This window comes from Martinezella rhizogenes (genome assembly GCF_000799715.1).
Taxonomy (GTDB): Bacteria; Pseudomonadota; Alphaproteobacteria; order Rhizobiales; family Rhizobiaceae; genus Rhizobium; species Rhizobium rhizogenes_C.
Map to the genome: position 1 here is coordinate 849,661 of NZ_JUHG01000013.1, position 14,803 is coordinate 864,463.

Below are 14,803 nucleotides of genomic sequence, written 5' to 3' on the forward strand. Positions count from 1 at the left end.
CAGTTGAACATGAAAGAGACGCCAGCGGACCCATCGAATATTGAGTTTGAGCCACTGCTCGATCTGAAAATGGACATGGCGGTCTTTACCGCAGACTGGTTGCATTGCGGTCAATGCTCCAACTACATCGCTCGAATGGTCAGTCATGATCGCCGTGACCCCATCCGACATGCAAACCTGCTTTCATCGGCTCTCAACGAGCTTTTGGAAATGTCGTTTCATTCGAATGAACATCATGGCGAATTCGTCTATCGGTTCTATCGCTACCGCGAAATGGAGCGCATAGAGCTGACGTTTCCATGTTCGCCCCAGAAGCGTCGATTCTACCATGAGATCGTCCAGGAACTCAAAAGCGAACAGGCGCTCGCAACCTATCTCGACGTTATTGCCAACAATGCAGCACCTGCCGATCGCGTGATCCTGTTCGGTCTGGCGGTTAATTATGATGCAGACATAAAAGCCAAGGATCTGGGCACCGGTGCCTTGACCTTTATTGTCGATCTGCCGCTCGAGAGGCTGCTCAATTGAGCCAAGATCCCTTTCCCGGCTTCACGGCACGATTCGACGTCAACAATCAGGAGTTCTCTTTCGCGGGAGTGCTCAGACCACACTCCGTGGCCGAGCTTGCCGACGACCTCGCCTTGCTGAGAAATGGGATCGATACCGTCAAGGGCGTTTTCTACGTCAATCTCAAGCGTGTCACCCATATGAACAACACGGCTTTTCGCGCTTTAACGCACGTATTGGTCGATGCCTCCCGCTCGCGGCCGGAGCTTAAGCTTGTGGTGATCGCCTCGAGTGTCGTTGCATGGGCATCGCGGTTGTTTCATCACTTAAACGACCTTTCACCGAATATTGCAGTCGAGATCTACGACTCGGCTTTCTATCCAGGTCAGACATTCGTCGAGAACCAGAGCTTCATCCCGATCCTCAGGACGCAAACCAAGATGACCTGGCGACATGAGCGAGAGATTTTACCGCGTCACGGGCTTCGCGAAGGCATGATCGTTGCCGATATTTGCTGTGGCATAGGCGATTTTGCGATGCTTTTAAGAAAAGAATTCCGACCATCCAGAATCGTTGCCCTCGACCATTCTGCGTTGAGTCTCGACTACGCACGCACAGTGGCGGCAGATTTCGAGGTGCAAGACATCGAATATACCTATGGCGACGCGGCGCAGATGCTGTTCGAAAGCAATCAATTCGATTTTGTGACGTGCCGTCATTCGCTGCAAATCTTCGATCGCCCGGACGTGTTGCTGCGAGAGCTCTATCGGATATGCAAACCGGGCGGCAGGGTCTACATTACCAACGAGAAGAATTCTCATTGTCTCGGCGAACCACGAGCAGACACCATCCAGTGGACCTACAACGAGGTCGCGAAGCTCTTCGAATATTTCGACATGGACGTTGAAATGGGTCCAAAGGGCCGCCGCATGTTGCTGGATGCCGGCTTCACAGCGGTCAAACTGGAAAGTTTCATGGTGACCAATCTCGACGGCGACCCTCAGGAATTTGCGGACATCATTGCGGCGTGGCAGAATGTCTACGCCGACGAAATGGCGGTCAAACGGGGCGACTCACCCGCATTCATCAAGCGTTTCAAGCAGGGCTTCGCGGATCATATCTTCGCGGCTCTTCATCCAAGAGGCTACGCTGGCTGGCCCATTTGGGCAGCATCCGGGCAGAAGCCGCTATGATGTTGTCGCCCATCAAAGAACACCGGCTCGGCCTGCGCTCGTTTCGAGCCAAATTTCTAATCGTTGTCGGGGGGGCAGTCCTCTTCGACCTGCTTGTCAGCGGGGGGCTAGCGCTTTGGAACGTTCAGCGTCTTTCGCGCAATGCCACCGCTGAGGTCGGCGAAGGCCTCGAAAAAGCGAGCCAGGACTACATTCGCACTTACACGAACTCTACCGCCGCCCAGGTCGCTCTGTTGCTTGATCAGGTTCACTCCGACGTCAAGGCATTGACAGGCGTGCTTCAGGGTCAGATCGATCAACCGACCAGGAACAATGACATAGGTGCGGCAATGGCAAAGGCCGCGCCGGGTGCCGTCACCGTAACATATGACCTTACGGGCCAATGGGCGCAAAATCTTCCCGGATCGCCCTCTGTCGTCAGCGTGTGGGGCTATTTGCTGGACAAGGACCACCATCCTTTCCCGCAAGTGCAGGCGGATATCGACACGAGCGCCGTGCTTGATCTGGTTGCCCCGTCTCTCCTGCGTAACGGCGCATCGAAGCTGCAGATGTATTATATCGGTCCGAAGGAACGCCCAGTTTTCAGAACTGCTCCATATACGGCGCAAGCGCAAACATTCGATCGGCTCTATCCTGGCCACAACAGCGCGGACTTCTGGAACTTCTTCTTTCCTGGCCTCTATGAATCCTGGCAACAATGGGCTTTGAGCCCTGCATCCCGGCCGGTCGCTGACGATATCACGCAGACCGCTCCCTACACTGACGCGATCACGGGAAAGCAAATCGTCAGCTTCTTCCATCCGCTTTGGACAGCAGATCGGCATGGCGTGGCAGGCGCGGCGGGAACTGATATTACCCTTAATCAGCTCGCCGAGATCGTCGAGAACGTGAAGGTCGCCGAAAGCGGCTTCGGTTTTTTGACCATGTCGAATGGAAACGTTGTTGCCATCAATCCAGTTGGCGAAAAGATCATTGGTCTTCGTTCAGCGAGTGATGCGGCCAACAAGGGCGTGACTGGTCTTGATCGCTCTTTGCGCAATAGCACGCAAAAGGCCATTTCGACCTTGCCGCTTGATGCCGATGGCGCCATCCAACACATTTCGCTTCACGAACAAGGTGAAGATGTTCCCTATCTTGTCGTCGTGAAACAGTTGCGTCCGACCAATCTCTGGGTGAGTGGTCCCGTACAGCGCGAGGTCATGTCCCTTGGCATCGTCGTGCCGGAGCGCGAGATCTATGCATCGCTGATAGCCGCTAAAGAGCAGATATCACGCGCGACCAACCGCATCCTGCTCTATCAGATCCTCGCGGTTCTTGTGTCACTGATGATCGTCACGGCTGCCGTATTTGCCGCCTCGAAGCGGATTACGAGCGGCATCAGCGCTCTGGCAGGTGCTGCAAAACGCATACAGGCAAAGGATTACTCGGTAAGGGTCGACATACCAACCAGAGATGAAGTGGCTGAAGCTGGCTTCGCGTTTAACCGTATGGCCGAAGAGATCAGCTTCCATACCGAAAATCTTGAGAAACTAGTCGTGGAGCGCACCAAGGAGATCGAGACAGCCAAAGAAGAGATTTCGGTGCTCAATAGCCAGCTGAAGAGCGAAAACTTGCGTCTTGGCGCCGAATTGGACATAGCGCGGCAAATACAGCTCATGGTCCTTCCACGCGCCAAAGAGCTTATGGCAATCGAGCATTTGGAGATCGCCGCTTACATGCGCCCAGCCGATGAGGTCGGCGGGGATTACTACGATGTCCTGCAGAACGGGAACAATCTGAAAATAGGTATCGGAGATGTGACAGGCCACGGGCTGGAAAGCGGCGTGCTCATGCTCATGGTACAATCAATCGCGCGTGCCCTGCAGGAGGCCGGCGAAATGACCCCCGCGAAATTCCTGACCGACCTTAACCGCGCGATCTTCAAGAACATCGAGCGGACCGAGACCAATAAACATCTTACATTGTCCTTTCTCGACTACGATGGCGAGCGCTTGACGGTATCGGGCCAGCATGAGGATGTGATCATCGTTCGCCAGAACGGCGAGCTCGAGCGTATCGATACCGGCGATCTCGGCCTTCCGGTCGGCCTCGAACCCGACATATCACCATTCATCGCTACCCAGGAAATATCCTTTCAGAAGGGCGATATGATCGTTCTGCACACCGACGGTGTCACCGAGGCGGAAAATCCTGGCGGCGAGTTATTTGGTTTCGAACGGCTTTGCGACGATGCGCGACGTCTGCATGGCGGGACCGCGGAAGAGGTGGTGAACGGGATTCTTGATCACCTGATGGACTATATCGGCACACAAAAAATACATGACGACATTACGCTCGTCGTGATGCGGCACAGGTGAGAGCATGGCAACTGTACTTTACGGCAGAGAGCATCTTGTCTCGTTTGACACCGGCCACGCACTGCGGCTTCGCCTCCTCGAGGGGCCGCTGCATCTTGCCTGGAAGCATTCCGCCATGACATCGGATTTCATCGCGGAGATGATCGCACTCAGCTTTCGACCTTCGATACAGCGATATAAAGTGGTCAGGCACGATATTGGTTATGTGACGAACGAGCTGCTTGAGAATGCCATCAAGTTTCGTATGCAAGGCGATATCGTTATCGAGGCTCTGGTGGAGGCCGATAGTTTTCGAATACGGGTGTCGAACTTTGTCGACGATGAAACGGCAGTGAGGTTTCAACACTTCCTGTCGAATGTGACGACGGGGGATCCGGGCGACCTCCTTATTCAACAGATCGAGGCAAGTGTTGCTGCAAGCGGTAACACGTCTGGTTTGGGATTATTGACTCTCATGAGCGACTACCAAGCGCATCTGGCTTGGCGCTTCGAGGAAGACCGCCCGCATAAACGAACGAAACTAGAAACTTATGCTGCGATGGCGATTGCGCTGTCTTGAACCCGCGGGAGAAATGCCATGGAAATCAGAGAGGAAGCGTTCCGCGTTTGGTCCGAAGGCACGACCGTTTATTTTGACGGAACCATGCGATTGGCCGGGCCAGATGCCTATGCGCCGGTTTACAACCTGGCTATGAAAGCGCTCGAAGATAGCAGCGGCAAGGCTGCTTTCGATCTGACGGGCCTGCAATTCTTGAATTCGTCCGGTATCAATCTGCTTGCCAAGCTCACGATCGAGGCGCGCAAGCATCCGCATCTCCACCTGACCGTACGCGGCTCATCGCAGGTTCCCTGGCAGACAAAATCGCTGCCAAATCTGAAGAAATTGCACCCGGGCCTGGATCTGCGATTGACGTGAGCTGCTGCGAGTGTCGTATGGCACGGGTGCAAGCAGCCCCTTGGCGGGGCTCGCTAAATGTGATGTTCGAATGGTTACGCGAGAAATATCGAAACTTACGCTTCCAGCGTGGCGATGTTGAACGTTGCCTCGCGGAGGTCGTCGCCGGCCACATGGCCAAGCTTGGCCAGGGTCTTTGCGTCATCGCCAAATCGCTTGGGCAGAATTTGCCAGCGCAAACCCCAGCGGTCTTGCAGAAAACCGCCCGGCTCCGTCGAGCCACCCTCTTTCAACGTATCATACAGCTCCTCAAACTCCGCCTGCGTCTCGCACGCGACGGTTATCGAGGAGTCATGATCGAAGGGATCGAGTGGTCCCGACTCGAATGCCATGTAAGGATGGTTGCCGAGGGTCAGGCCCGCAATCTTCACGCTGCCAGCCGGCCCGTTCGAATTGTCGGGAGAAATAGTCGAAACCCAGCTTATCGACGAGTCTGGGATCAGCGACGTGTAGAATTCGATCGCCAATTCCATATCCCGTCGAAACCAGAGATGTTGTCTGACCTTCATCACATCTTCCTCTCTCGTACGACAATCCCGGATGGCACAAGGCCCTGCGACGAACCCGGTCGCTATCCGATAGAATTCATGCCGCCGGCGGGCCACCTTCTTGTCGAGTGGCGTCACCGGCGGCCTGGCTGAAGAGTTACCGGCACCCGCCCGCGCTCACCACTCTGGCGCGGACGGTCATGCAGTACTAAATTTCCGTAACCCTTCCAGCGAGCGCCATCACGTAATCGTCCGCGATGTCAGCCAAGGTCAACGCAACCTCGGGCTCCTTCCAACCTGCAACAAGCGTCGCATGCACGAAATCTCGAAAAGCTATCGCAAGGACTTCCTCACGCTCGACTGTCCGATACGCATCATTGGTAGAATGTTGAGGCTTGCTGATCTGTATTGTCGAATGGGTAGATACCATTGATATGCCCCCTAAAGACCGCCCTATCGGACGCGGAATACATTCATCTTGTACCCGGTCCTTGTTGACCGCACTGCCATTGCGCTTCTTTTTTAAGGGCCTACGCATAGCGTGTCGTTAGCCACGCATCCGGAAACTTGCAGCAGCGTCCATTTTCACAAATCTAAGACCCCACGCCATTCCGCCAGATAGTCCGCTGACCCACAACGGGACGCCACCTATCCAAAGGTCGGCAGGTGCCGCAGGCGCGGCGCGCCGGTTTGTAAAATTCTCCATATCAATGATATACTTATCTTAAAAAATCATCCTTCAAATAACTCTTCGAACTTTCCGCAAAGACGTTTTGAAGCAAAGTGATAAATTTAATGAAGTGTTCCCTGAAATTTCGCCAAAATATCGCTACATTATTATGATTTAAACTTTGCTTCAATCGCCTACATGGTGGTTATTGCATACCAATATATATTATGTCAGTATACTAAACGTAGCAATTTAGCATTTCAGAATACCTGCAAGCAGTATCTTATGTTCCGTCGGGAGAAATACTTTCATCCTGCGTGTTTTTGGGGAGGTTTTCATGGACAAGCAAGACAAAACAGAAAAAGTCGGTCCGAGCCGGCGCGAATTCGTCGAAGGCTGCGGAAAGTATGCCGCTGTGGCACCACCCGTTTTGACCTTCCTGCTCTCAACCACGATGACGTCGGGGGCTATCGCCAAATCTGGTCAGGGCAACAACGGGTTTGGCAATGGCGGCGGGGATGGCGTGCCGGGCAACTCCAATAAGGAAGACGTGAACCGCTGATCCGCCCGCCATGCATACAATGCTGCTGCCCGGCCGGAAGATTTCAATTACGCAATTGGGTGATGCTTTTGCATTGTTCAACAGCCGGGAGCAGCATCTCTATGAGATAGACAAGCTGGCGGCTTGGGCATGGCAATATGTTTTCAACAGCACCGCGGGCATGACTCGCAGTCATTTCCTGAGCAAATTTTCATCCGAGTTCAGGCTGGCACGCGAAGACGCTGGAGGTTTACTCGACCGATATATCGAGTTGGGTATCCTTGATACGTGCACCAGCTCGACTTCAGTCTTTGCTCTCCATTTGAACGGCACCAGATGGTTGATCGAGTGCCCAAAAATCTTATCCGGAGAATTAAAAGAGCTCTTTCGCGGCATCATCGTGCCGGTGAAGTCGCAATGGGCGCATCATCATCTCGCTATCAAGGCCAATTCTCATCGATATGAACTTACGGCCGACGACGAATATTTGGGCATATTCGCTCAGGCGGAAATAGTGCCCGCGGCAAAGGCATTCCTGACGGATGCATTGCTGCAAACAGATTTCATGCTTGCCTTGCATGCCGCCCTCTTGCGGCTTGGAGATTCGCAACTGCTGATCGCCGGCGCCTCTGGCGCGGGGAAAACAACGCTCGCCCTCGCTTTGGCTTCGGAAGAAGGATGCGAGATGCTCGCGGACGATATTGTCATTATCGACGAGACAGACCGGCTTCGTGGCATCCCGTTTCCGATCGCTGTAAAAGACGGAAGCTGGCCGCTCTTACAGGACTTTTACCCCAAGCTTGCCTCGCTTCCGATTCACATTCGCCCGGACGGAAAGATCGTCAAATTTCTCCCTGGCGGAGGCGACAAGGATGATAGCTCGACGATAAGGGCCACGACGATCGTCTTTATTCGACAAAACCTGGCGGGCCAGTGTTCGCTATCGAGGATGCATTCATTGGATGCATTTCAAAGACTGCTCGCAGAAGCGGCCGCGCCCAGGCATCGGCTAACAGATGCCGCATTCGGTGCGCTGCGAGAATTGGTGAACACATCGCAGGCATTCGAAATGGAAGTCTCCCGCCTGGAAGATGCCGTCCAGGCAATAAGGGGGCTTTAAATTTCCTGTGATACTCGCGCCGTGATGACTTTCTGTCCCTTGCGAATAATACGTCCGGGCAATTCACCCCAAGGGCCACGAAAGCGCCAATGGATCTGCGCAACACGAATACCCCAGGCGACGCGTCCAAAAGACCGGATCAAACCTCCCAACTGAGGATGATATTCGTTGCGCCGCAATTGGTGGTGCAAGCCAAGCCATGCTGGAATTGTCCGGGCCTCGGCAATGTCGGCTCCAAAAACCGCGTTGAGCGCCGATATCTGCGCATACAGCATTGAGCGACCCAACGGATCGGAAAGCAGGATATCCAGTTCTTTCCAATCGATCTTATCCCGTGATTTCGAAAGCAGATACAATTCGAAGAGGTTTCGCAAATCGATGTGAAAACGCCAGAGATGGCCGTCCTTCAACATATCGTGGACAATCCAATGTTGTGCCTGAAGGGTGGCTGACAGTATGTGCGCTCTTGCGCGACCAACATCGATCTCCCGCCTGTGCTGCGCGAGTGTCGCGTTGCTAGGCCAGTAGCTGGGATAGCGGCCAGGTGGATAGTGCAAATCGACAGCGCCAACGTCTTTGGGTCTTCCCCAGCCGAAAGCTTCGATTGGAGCGTATCCCAATTGAACCAAACACTTCTCCGCTGCTTGCCTTTCATTGTCTTCCACCACGAGATCGAGGTCTCGCATGATACGGGCTGTTGATCGCTCTGCTTTCGCCCGCGCCAGTAGCGCCGCTCCCTTGGTGAGCGTCGGGATTATCCCTGCCGCATTCATCGCCGCGACCAATTCCTCCAGTTGCGCGCGTAGCCTTTCATTTCTCTCAACATTGCACCGATGAATGAAGGAAAGGAACGAAGCTACGTCTTCTGGCAGCAAGCCCAACTGCCTTCGCTCTGATATGGATGACCACATTGCAGGCGTAAGCAAACTATTATTTGCGAGCGTCAGAACCGGCTCCCAATCGACAATCGTCGACGGATTTCCGAGTAAGCAGGACGCCATCTGATCAACGACAAAGCTTGCTGAGTTTTTCATCCGCCCCTCATTAATTTTAGTATAAAATCATAAAGTTACTATAAAAATAGTCAATATCCATTCTACACCGCTAATTTCAGCTATTATTCTCCATACAGAAGCCAATAGTAATACTACTATACCATTCTCACTTAGAGAATATCTCATAAACTAATTAAATCCATGAGATGGCCCACGCGGGATTGAAAAATGGATACACGAATATTGCGGCGACCATTGAAATCCGCGACGCTATTTTTTCGGGAAGCTTTTCTTCCCAATTCCATCCAACAGCTGGCTCCTAAAAAGAAACAACGCGGTGGTGGTGGCAAACCATTCGGCGATTGCCATGCAATTGTGGTCCAGTATTCGACGGCAGACGCCCGGCAGGTGCCGTCCTGTCTCGGCCATCGCGGCTGTGGTTTCCATCCCTCGATAGCGTCAAACCAGGCCGGCACATCACGACGGCCTCGAGGCGAGCTCAGAAAGTCTTATCAGTGACCTCTCCAACCAATTTGTCCCTTAAACTGGCCTAAGCAGAAAAACACCGATCCTCAAACCCGCGTCGCGCGCGGAGGCGTTCTGGAAATCTTTTCGCAGGAAGTGCATCCCTCCAGTTGCCAAAAAACCATAATTGTTCCACCAACATCATACATTAGACACGCAACCTTGAGAATCGGACCAAAGTTTGATGCGTATACGATATGGTTTCCTCTGCATATTCTTGGCAATTGCACCGTCGGCATATGCTCTGGAAGCCGGTTCGCCGCCAGTTCTGACGCCGCTAGAACAACAGGGGCAGGCCGCTCATTTGAGCGCGCAATTCCTGACGCGCTTCCACTATAAGCCCGTTGCGCTTGACGATGCCTTGTCGGCCAAAATCATGAACCGGTTTATCAAGTCTCTGGATCCGGACCGTGTCCTCTTCCTGCAGACGGATATCGACAAGTTCATGGCCAGCAGTACCAAGATCGATGATGCCATCGATCATGAAGACTTGAATATCCCATTTTCTATTTTCAACGTGTATGAGCAGCGCGTCGTCGATCGCATGAGCTACGCGCGCAGCCTGCTTAACCAGAAGTTCGACTTCAGTGTGCAGGAAGACTATTCCCTGGTCCGCGACAAGGAGCCCTGGCCACAGTCTGAGGCAGACAGCAATGAACTGTGGCGCAAACGCGTCAAGAGCGACTGGCTACGCTTGAAACTGGCAGGCAAGGCTGACGCCGCCATTCGCGATACGCTCGACAAACGCTACAAAAACTCTCTCGAGCGCGCCTACAAGTACAAGAACGACGATGTGTTCCAGTCATTCATGGACGCCTATACGACGTCGATTGACCCCCATACCGACTATTTCGGCGCGAGTGCTTCGGCTGAATTTGATATTTCAATGAAGCTGTCGCTGGTTGGTATCGGCGCGGTCTTGCAGGAAAGAGACGACTACACGACGATCCGTGAGCTCGTGCCCGGTGGCCCGGCGCAATTGTCCGACAAGCTAGCGGTCGGCGACCGCATTACCGGTGTTGGTCAGGGCGAGCATGGCGCGATAAAGGAAGTGGTCGGTACGCGCCTTGATGAAATCGTGCAGATGATACGGGGGGCGAAGGATTCTGTCGTGCGCCTGGATATCTTGCCGGCGGATGCCGGACCGGATGGCAAACATCGCCTCATCAGCCTGGTGCGCGATAAGATCAGCCTTGATAAACAGGCTGCCCAGAAGACCATCCTGTCCATAAAGGATGGCAACGCCACACGAAAAATCGGCGTGATTACTCTGCCGGCGTTCTATGAAGACTTCGAAGCGCGGCGAAAAGGCGACAAGGACTACCGAAGCGCAAGCCGCGATGTCGCCAAGCTACTTACTGAACTGAAGCAGGACAAGGTCGACGGCGTTCTCATTGACTTACGCAACAACGGCGGCGGTTCGCTGTCCGAAGCGATCGATTTGACAGGCCTGTTCGTTGGCAAGGGTCCGGTGGTTCAGCAACGCGATGCCGACGGGAAGGTGGACGTAGATAGCGATGATCTTCCCGCGCCTGCCTGGACTGGGCCGGTTGGTGTGCTGATCAACCGCGGCTCAGCGTCGGCTTCCGAGATTTTTGCCGCAGCGATACAGGACTATGGTCGCGGTGTGATTGTCGGAGAGCCCAGTTTTGGCAAGGGAACCGTGCAGACGGTGGTCAATCTTGACCAGGTGGCTCACAACACCAAGCCGAAATTCGGCGAGCTGAAATTGACGGTTGCGCAGTTTTTCCGGGTCAATGGCGGCACGACACAGCTGCGCGGCGTGACACCTGACATCAGCCTGCCGGGCCTTTCGGACCCCAAGACCTTTGGTGAGGCGAGCTATGACAATGCCCTGCCGTGGACTGAGGTCAAACCAGCGAACTATGCGCCTGCCGGGAATGTAAAGGCATTGCTGCCGCAACTGCAAAGCCGCCACGATGCTCGGGTGCAGAACGATAAGGATTTCCAACGCTTTGTAGAAGACATTGCCGAACTGAAGGCGCAGCGTGAGAAACGGGTTATCTCTCTCAATGAAACCGAACGTCGCAACGAAATGGCTGCCCAGGTCAGTCGTCTCAAGTCGCGCGAGCAAATAAACGATGGCGTGGACACGAGTGGAGACGACGGCCTTCAGGCAAACGAGCGCAGCCTGAGTGCGGATATTGCCATTGAAAAGGCCCGCAAGAATGCAAAAGACGTCCTTCTGAACGAGGCCGCCTCCATACTTGCCGACGAAGCGGATCTACAGGCAAGCGTGCGCTGAAGCGCCGCCGCACAGCAATCGGGAAACATTGAAGGAAAATCGTGATTTCCCGATGGAGGCGACCGCGGAGGTTGGATGACTATTCCAACTTGCAAGCTTGTTTGGCCAGCGTGTTAAGCTCCACGTCCCTTTATGCGAAGACGATTTGCCCCGTGATGGAAATCGCCTTATGGATTGACCAGCACAAAAAGGATGCGAGATGCGCGCGCCATCAGGTTCTGTTACGGGACTTTGCTCTGCCTCCGCCACCATGTTCGCAGTGGGAATGGCATTCCTTGGCTATTGGGGCGTGTATGAGCCCGTCGGTTGGCGCGGCTCCGATTTTGTCGTGGTGATTTTGGCCCTTGTCGGATTTGCAGCGCTTGGCTCGGTGCCTTGGATTGTGACGACACCTGTTGCAGAAGAGGGCGCGGAGAAGGTCGTAGGCGCCAGGCGAGCATTGGCACTGGGAGTCGCCTTGATCTGGCTGTCCGTGCTTATCGCGGTATTTGCCTAGTCTTTGCCTGACACACATGACTGCCTGATAACCGAAAGTTCATCGCGCCGTTCAGAGACATGGGGTCTACCCAGAATGGTCGATCAGCATTAAATACTCGGGGAGCCGCGTGTGCTGCCGGCAGAGAGCGGCAACTCGGCGCCTGGAGGGGATGTGAACCGGTGGCCCCTGCCCGACATCCCCTTTAATTTTTTCCTGTTGGGTGGGTATTCATAGCGACATTGTCTTTATCGTCCGCGCTTGCTCGGAGCCATGGGTGAAAACCTAGAATACTGAAGGCCACCGCTGATGGGCATGCATGACCGTGAGAATCTCTATGTCCTGCCCAATACGATAGGGAATGATATATGGTATATCTGCCAGCACCACCTCACGCGTGCCGTTGATGCGACCAACACGGCCCGTTGCGGGAAAATCAGCAAGCATATCTACCGCCGACACGATCCGCGCGACTACCCGCGCTGAGGCGTCTGGATTATCCTTCTGGATATGTGCACCGATCTCATCAAGCCGTCGAAGCGCTCTCATCGTCCAGCGGACGCGCTTTCCGCTCATAATTGGCGAGCAGACTTGACGTATTTTCCGATAACTTTCGCCACGTCGTCGTCGCTGGCGAATTCGCCCCGGTTGGCTTCAGCCAACCCGGCCTCGATTTCGGCAATTTGCCACTCTTCGCGGGCGACGTAATCCTCGATGGCTTGGGCTGCCATATAAGAGCGAGAACGATCGAGCTTTTCTGCGATCTGGTCGAGTTTACTAGCCGTTTCGTCTGAAACGCGCACGGTGAATGCGGTCATGAGCCCTAATTTTCCTTGGTTCACTATGATTATCTGTGAACCAGCATGACTCGTCAAGGTTCAGTTCATGCAAGAGAGCTTCTAACGAAACCCGCAAATGGCCCCGTTGAATAGAATCGAACCATAGGCCCGCAAGGCAGGCGCAAATAGCGCGCGCTCCCGCCTCCAAGAAATTAATGTGTCGTCGCCCCTCAGAGAAAGGATTGCTCTGGTATATGGGAGCAGAAGCCAGGCGTAGATTTAATCACCAAATGGTGCTAATTTACGTGCCTTAATGAAGGAGCCAGATCATGCGATCGACCATCAATCTCGACGACGCGCTCCTGGAAAGGGCCAGGTCCTTAACCGGCACCAAGGAAACTGCGGCGCTTGTCCGGCAAGCGTTGGAGACGCTTGTTCGTGTAGAGTCTGGAAAACGCCTCATTGCGCTCGGAGGAACCATGCCCGATGCCGAAGCAGCCCCGCGGCGTCGGAGCGCGGCTGTTAAGTGATATTAGCAGACACCTCGATCTGGATTGATCATTTCCGACATGCCGATGCAGAGCTACGCAGGATTATTGAAGACGATCGTTTGCTTTGCCATCCGAGCGTGGTCGGAGAGCTGGCTCTTGGCAGCCTTCGGGATCGCGGCGGCGTGATAGCTTTCCTGGCGGCTCAGCGCGAAGCGGTGGCCGCCACGCATGACGAAGTCATGGCAATGATCGATCGCCACGGCATTTTCAGCATGGGGATTGGCTACACGGATGCCCACTTGCTGGCGTCCGTTCTTCTTGACCACAAAGCGTCCTTATGGACCAGAGACAAGCGCCTGCGAACAGCAGCCGAAAAGGCAGGAGCCCCACTGCACACACCGGTCAACGTGCCCAATTAAATCCTGAAACGATGCCCTCGAACGCTTGCCGTCGCAGGATCTGCCAAGACTTGGCTTATACCTGTTGGCCCGACTACCAGAGCCCCGGGTGTCGGTTGACATCTTTGTAAAGCAGGTAACGGAAACGGCCCGGTCCGCCGGCGTAACAGGCCTGTGGGCAGAAGGCGCGCAACCACATGAAGTCTCCCGCCTCCACTTCCACCCAATCCTTGTTCAGCCGGTAGACCGCCTTGCCTTCGAGCACGTACAAGCCGTGCTCCATGACATGCGTCTCCATGAAGGGGATCGTCGCGCCCGGTTCCAATGTGACGATGTTGAGATGCATGTCGTAACGGATGTCGGACGGATCGATGAAACGGGTCGTTCCCCATCCCCCATTCGTGTCCGGCATCGGAGAAATGGCGTGCTGGTCCTCATGCGTGAAAATAGCGGGTGGAGCTTCCAATCCCTCCACTGGCTGGAACGCCTTCCTGACCCAATGGAATCTGACCGGCGCGGTTCCCTGGTTGCTCAGCTTCCATGCGGCTCCAGCCGGGATGAAGGCAAAGGACCCTGCTTTTAACGCATGTTCACTTCCAGCAAATTCGATCGCCATCTCGCCCTCGACGACGAAGATTGCTGCTTCGGCACGCTTGTCGGGTTCAGGCCGGTCACTTCCGCCGCCTGGCAGCACTTCCATCACGTACTGCGAGAAGGTTTCCGAGAAGCCGGAGAGCGGCCGGGACAAGATCCATGCCCTTGTGCCCGACCAATGGGGAAGCACGCTCGTGACGATGTCGGTCATAACGCTTCGCGGAATAACCGCATAGGCCGTCGTAAAAACAGCCTTGCTTGAAAGCAGTTCGGTCTGCGGCGGCAATCCGCCGAGCTTCGAATAGTAATCTCTATCGGTCATAGGGTCCGTTTCGCGGCGCGGGATTATGCATTTGCCTTAAGTGCCGCACGCCTTTTAAGCAATAACAAATTCGGCGACCAGACACCATGAAATCAAAAAATTCGATCAAAATGTTGTTTTTTTAAAT

General features: G+C 54.4%; 17 protein-coding genes. 11 read left to right on the forward strand and 6 right to left on the reverse strand.

All coding sequences use genetic code 11. The annotated features are described in order from the left end of the window. The first annotated feature begins 3 nt into the window (after positions 1–3). The 5 genes from EX00_RS15815 to EX00_RS15835 are packed head-to-tail and all read left to right on the forward strand — an operon-like array spanning position 4 to position 4,973. Complete coding sequence (locus EX00_RS15815; RefSeq protein ID WP_047459478.1) at positions 4–528, forward strand: hypothetical protein; 525 nt, start codon at positions 4–6, stop codon at positions 526–528. Continuing rightward, entirely contained in the window at positions 525–1,700 is a 1,176-nt protein-coding gene (locus tag EX00_RS15820) for a class I SAM-dependent methyltransferase (protein ID WP_047459481.1), read from the forward strand. The genes EX00_RS15815 and EX00_RS15820 overlap by 4 nt, the downstream gene beginning before the upstream one ends. Beyond that, a complete protein-coding gene (locus EX00_RS15825) occupies positions 1,697–4,057 on the forward strand; it encodes a SpoIIE family protein phosphatase (RefSeq protein ID WP_080761256.1) in 2,361 nt (786 codons plus the stop codon). The genes EX00_RS15820 and EX00_RS15825 overlap by 4 nt, the downstream gene beginning before the upstream one ends. A 4-nt stretch (positions 4,058–4,061) precedes the next feature. Next, positions 4,062–4,616, forward strand: a complete 555-nt coding sequence (locus tag EX00_RS15830) for a slr1658 superfamily regulator (RefSeq protein WP_047459484.1) — start codon at positions 4,062–4,064, stop codon at positions 4,614–4,616. An 18-nt stretch (positions 4,617–4,634) separates the two neighbouring features. Next, the gene (locus tag EX00_RS15835) at positions 4,635–4,973 is read left to right on the forward strand and encodes a slr1659 superfamily regulator (RefSeq protein ID WP_047459486.1); all 339 of its coding nucleotides are present in this window, start codon (positions 4,635–4,637) and stop codon (positions 4,971–4,973) included. A gap of 95 nt (positions 4,974–5,068) precedes the next feature. Here EX00_RS15835 and EX00_RS15840 read toward each other — a convergent pair whose 3' ends face one another. Together EX00_RS15840 and EX00_RS32000 are read right to left on the reverse strand one after the other, a co-directional pair. Then, complete coding sequence (locus EX00_RS15840; protein WP_047459495.1) at positions 5,069–5,521, reverse strand: VOC family protein; 453 nt, start codon at positions 5,519–5,521, stop codon at positions 5,069–5,071. Positions 5,522–5,708: 187 nt separating this feature from the next. After that, on the reverse strand, positions 5,709–5,930 hold the full coding sequence (locus EX00_RS32000) for a hypothetical protein (protein ID WP_047459498.1): 222 nt from the start codon (positions 5,928–5,930) through the stop codon (positions 5,709–5,711). Between the two features lie 577 nt (positions 5,931–6,507). Here EX00_RS32000 and EX00_RS15850 point away from each other — a divergent pair. Both EX00_RS15850 and EX00_RS15855 read left to right on the forward strand, forming a co-directional pair. Further along, positions 6,508–6,732: a hypothetical protein gene (locus tag EX00_RS15850; protein ID WP_047459501.1), complete on the forward strand. Its 225-nt coding sequence runs from the start codon at positions 6,508–6,510 to the stop codon at positions 6,730–6,732. A 10-nt stretch (positions 6,733–6,742) separates the two neighbouring features. Then, a complete protein-coding gene (locus EX00_RS15855; RefSeq protein WP_234709024.1) occupies positions 6,743–7,831 on the forward strand; it encodes a phosphoenolpyruvate carboxykinase (ATP) in 1,089 nt (362 codons plus the stop codon). Here EX00_RS15855 and EX00_RS15860 read toward each other — a convergent pair. Continuing rightward, positions 7,828–8,865, reverse strand: coding sequence for a nucleotidyltransferase family protein (locus EX00_RS15860; protein WP_047459504.1), 1,038 nt, complete (start codon positions 8,863–8,865; stop codon positions 7,828–7,830). The genes EX00_RS15855 and EX00_RS15860 overlap by 4 nt on opposite strands. Positions 8,866–9,535: 670 nt before the next feature. Here EX00_RS15860 and EX00_RS15865 point away from each other — a divergent pair. Together EX00_RS15865 and EX00_RS15870 are read left to right on the forward strand one after the other, a co-directional pair. Continuing rightward, entirely contained in the window at positions 9,536–11,617 is a 2,082-nt protein-coding gene (locus EX00_RS15865; protein ID WP_047459507.1) for a carboxy terminal-processing peptidase, read from the forward strand. A 199-nt stretch (positions 11,618–11,816) separates the two neighbouring features. Continuing rightward, entirely contained in the window at positions 11,817–12,113 is a 297-nt protein-coding gene (locus EX00_RS15870) for a hypothetical protein (RefSeq protein WP_047459509.1), read from the forward strand. A gap of 264 nt (positions 12,114–12,377) precedes the next feature. Here the strand turns inward: EX00_RS15870 and EX00_RS15875 are convergent, their stop codons facing one another. Both EX00_RS15875 and EX00_RS15880 read right to left on the reverse strand, forming a co-directional pair. After that, positions 12,378–12,668, reverse strand: coding sequence for a type II toxin-antitoxin system RelE/ParE family toxin (locus EX00_RS15875; protein ID WP_047459511.1), 291 nt, complete (start codon positions 12,666–12,668; stop codon positions 12,378–12,380). Continuing rightward, complete coding sequence (locus EX00_RS15880) at positions 12,665–12,910, reverse strand: CopG family ribbon-helix-helix protein (protein WP_047459514.1); 246 nt, start codon at positions 12,908–12,910, stop codon at positions 12,665–12,667. The genes EX00_RS15875 and EX00_RS15880 overlap by 4 nt, the downstream gene beginning before the upstream one ends. A gap of 290 nt (positions 12,911–13,200) precedes the next feature. On the opposite strand from EX00_RS15880, the gene EX00_RS15885 reads away from it, so the two are divergent. Beyond that, positions 13,201–13,401 (forward strand): type II toxin-antitoxin system VapB family antitoxin, encoded by a 201-nt coding sequence (locus EX00_RS15885; protein WP_047459518.1) that lies wholly within the window; start codon positions 13,201–13,203, stop codon positions 13,399–13,401. Continuing rightward, positions 13,398–13,781: a type II toxin-antitoxin system VapC family toxin gene (locus EX00_RS32005; protein WP_080761257.1), complete on the forward strand. Its 384-nt coding sequence runs from the start codon at positions 13,398–13,400 to the stop codon at positions 13,779–13,781. Before EX00_RS15885 ends, EX00_RS32005 begins: the two co-directional genes overlap by 4 nt. A gap of 73 nt (positions 13,782–13,854) precedes the next feature. On the opposite strand, the gene EX00_RS15895 is transcribed toward EX00_RS32005, so the two are convergent. Continuing rightward, positions 13,855–14,676 (reverse strand): bifunctional allantoicase/(S)-ureidoglycine aminohydrolase, encoded by an 822-nt coding sequence (locus tag EX00_RS15895; protein WP_047459521.1) that lies wholly within the window; start codon positions 14,674–14,676, stop codon positions 13,855–13,857. Positions 14,677–14,803: the final 127 nt, after the last annotated feature.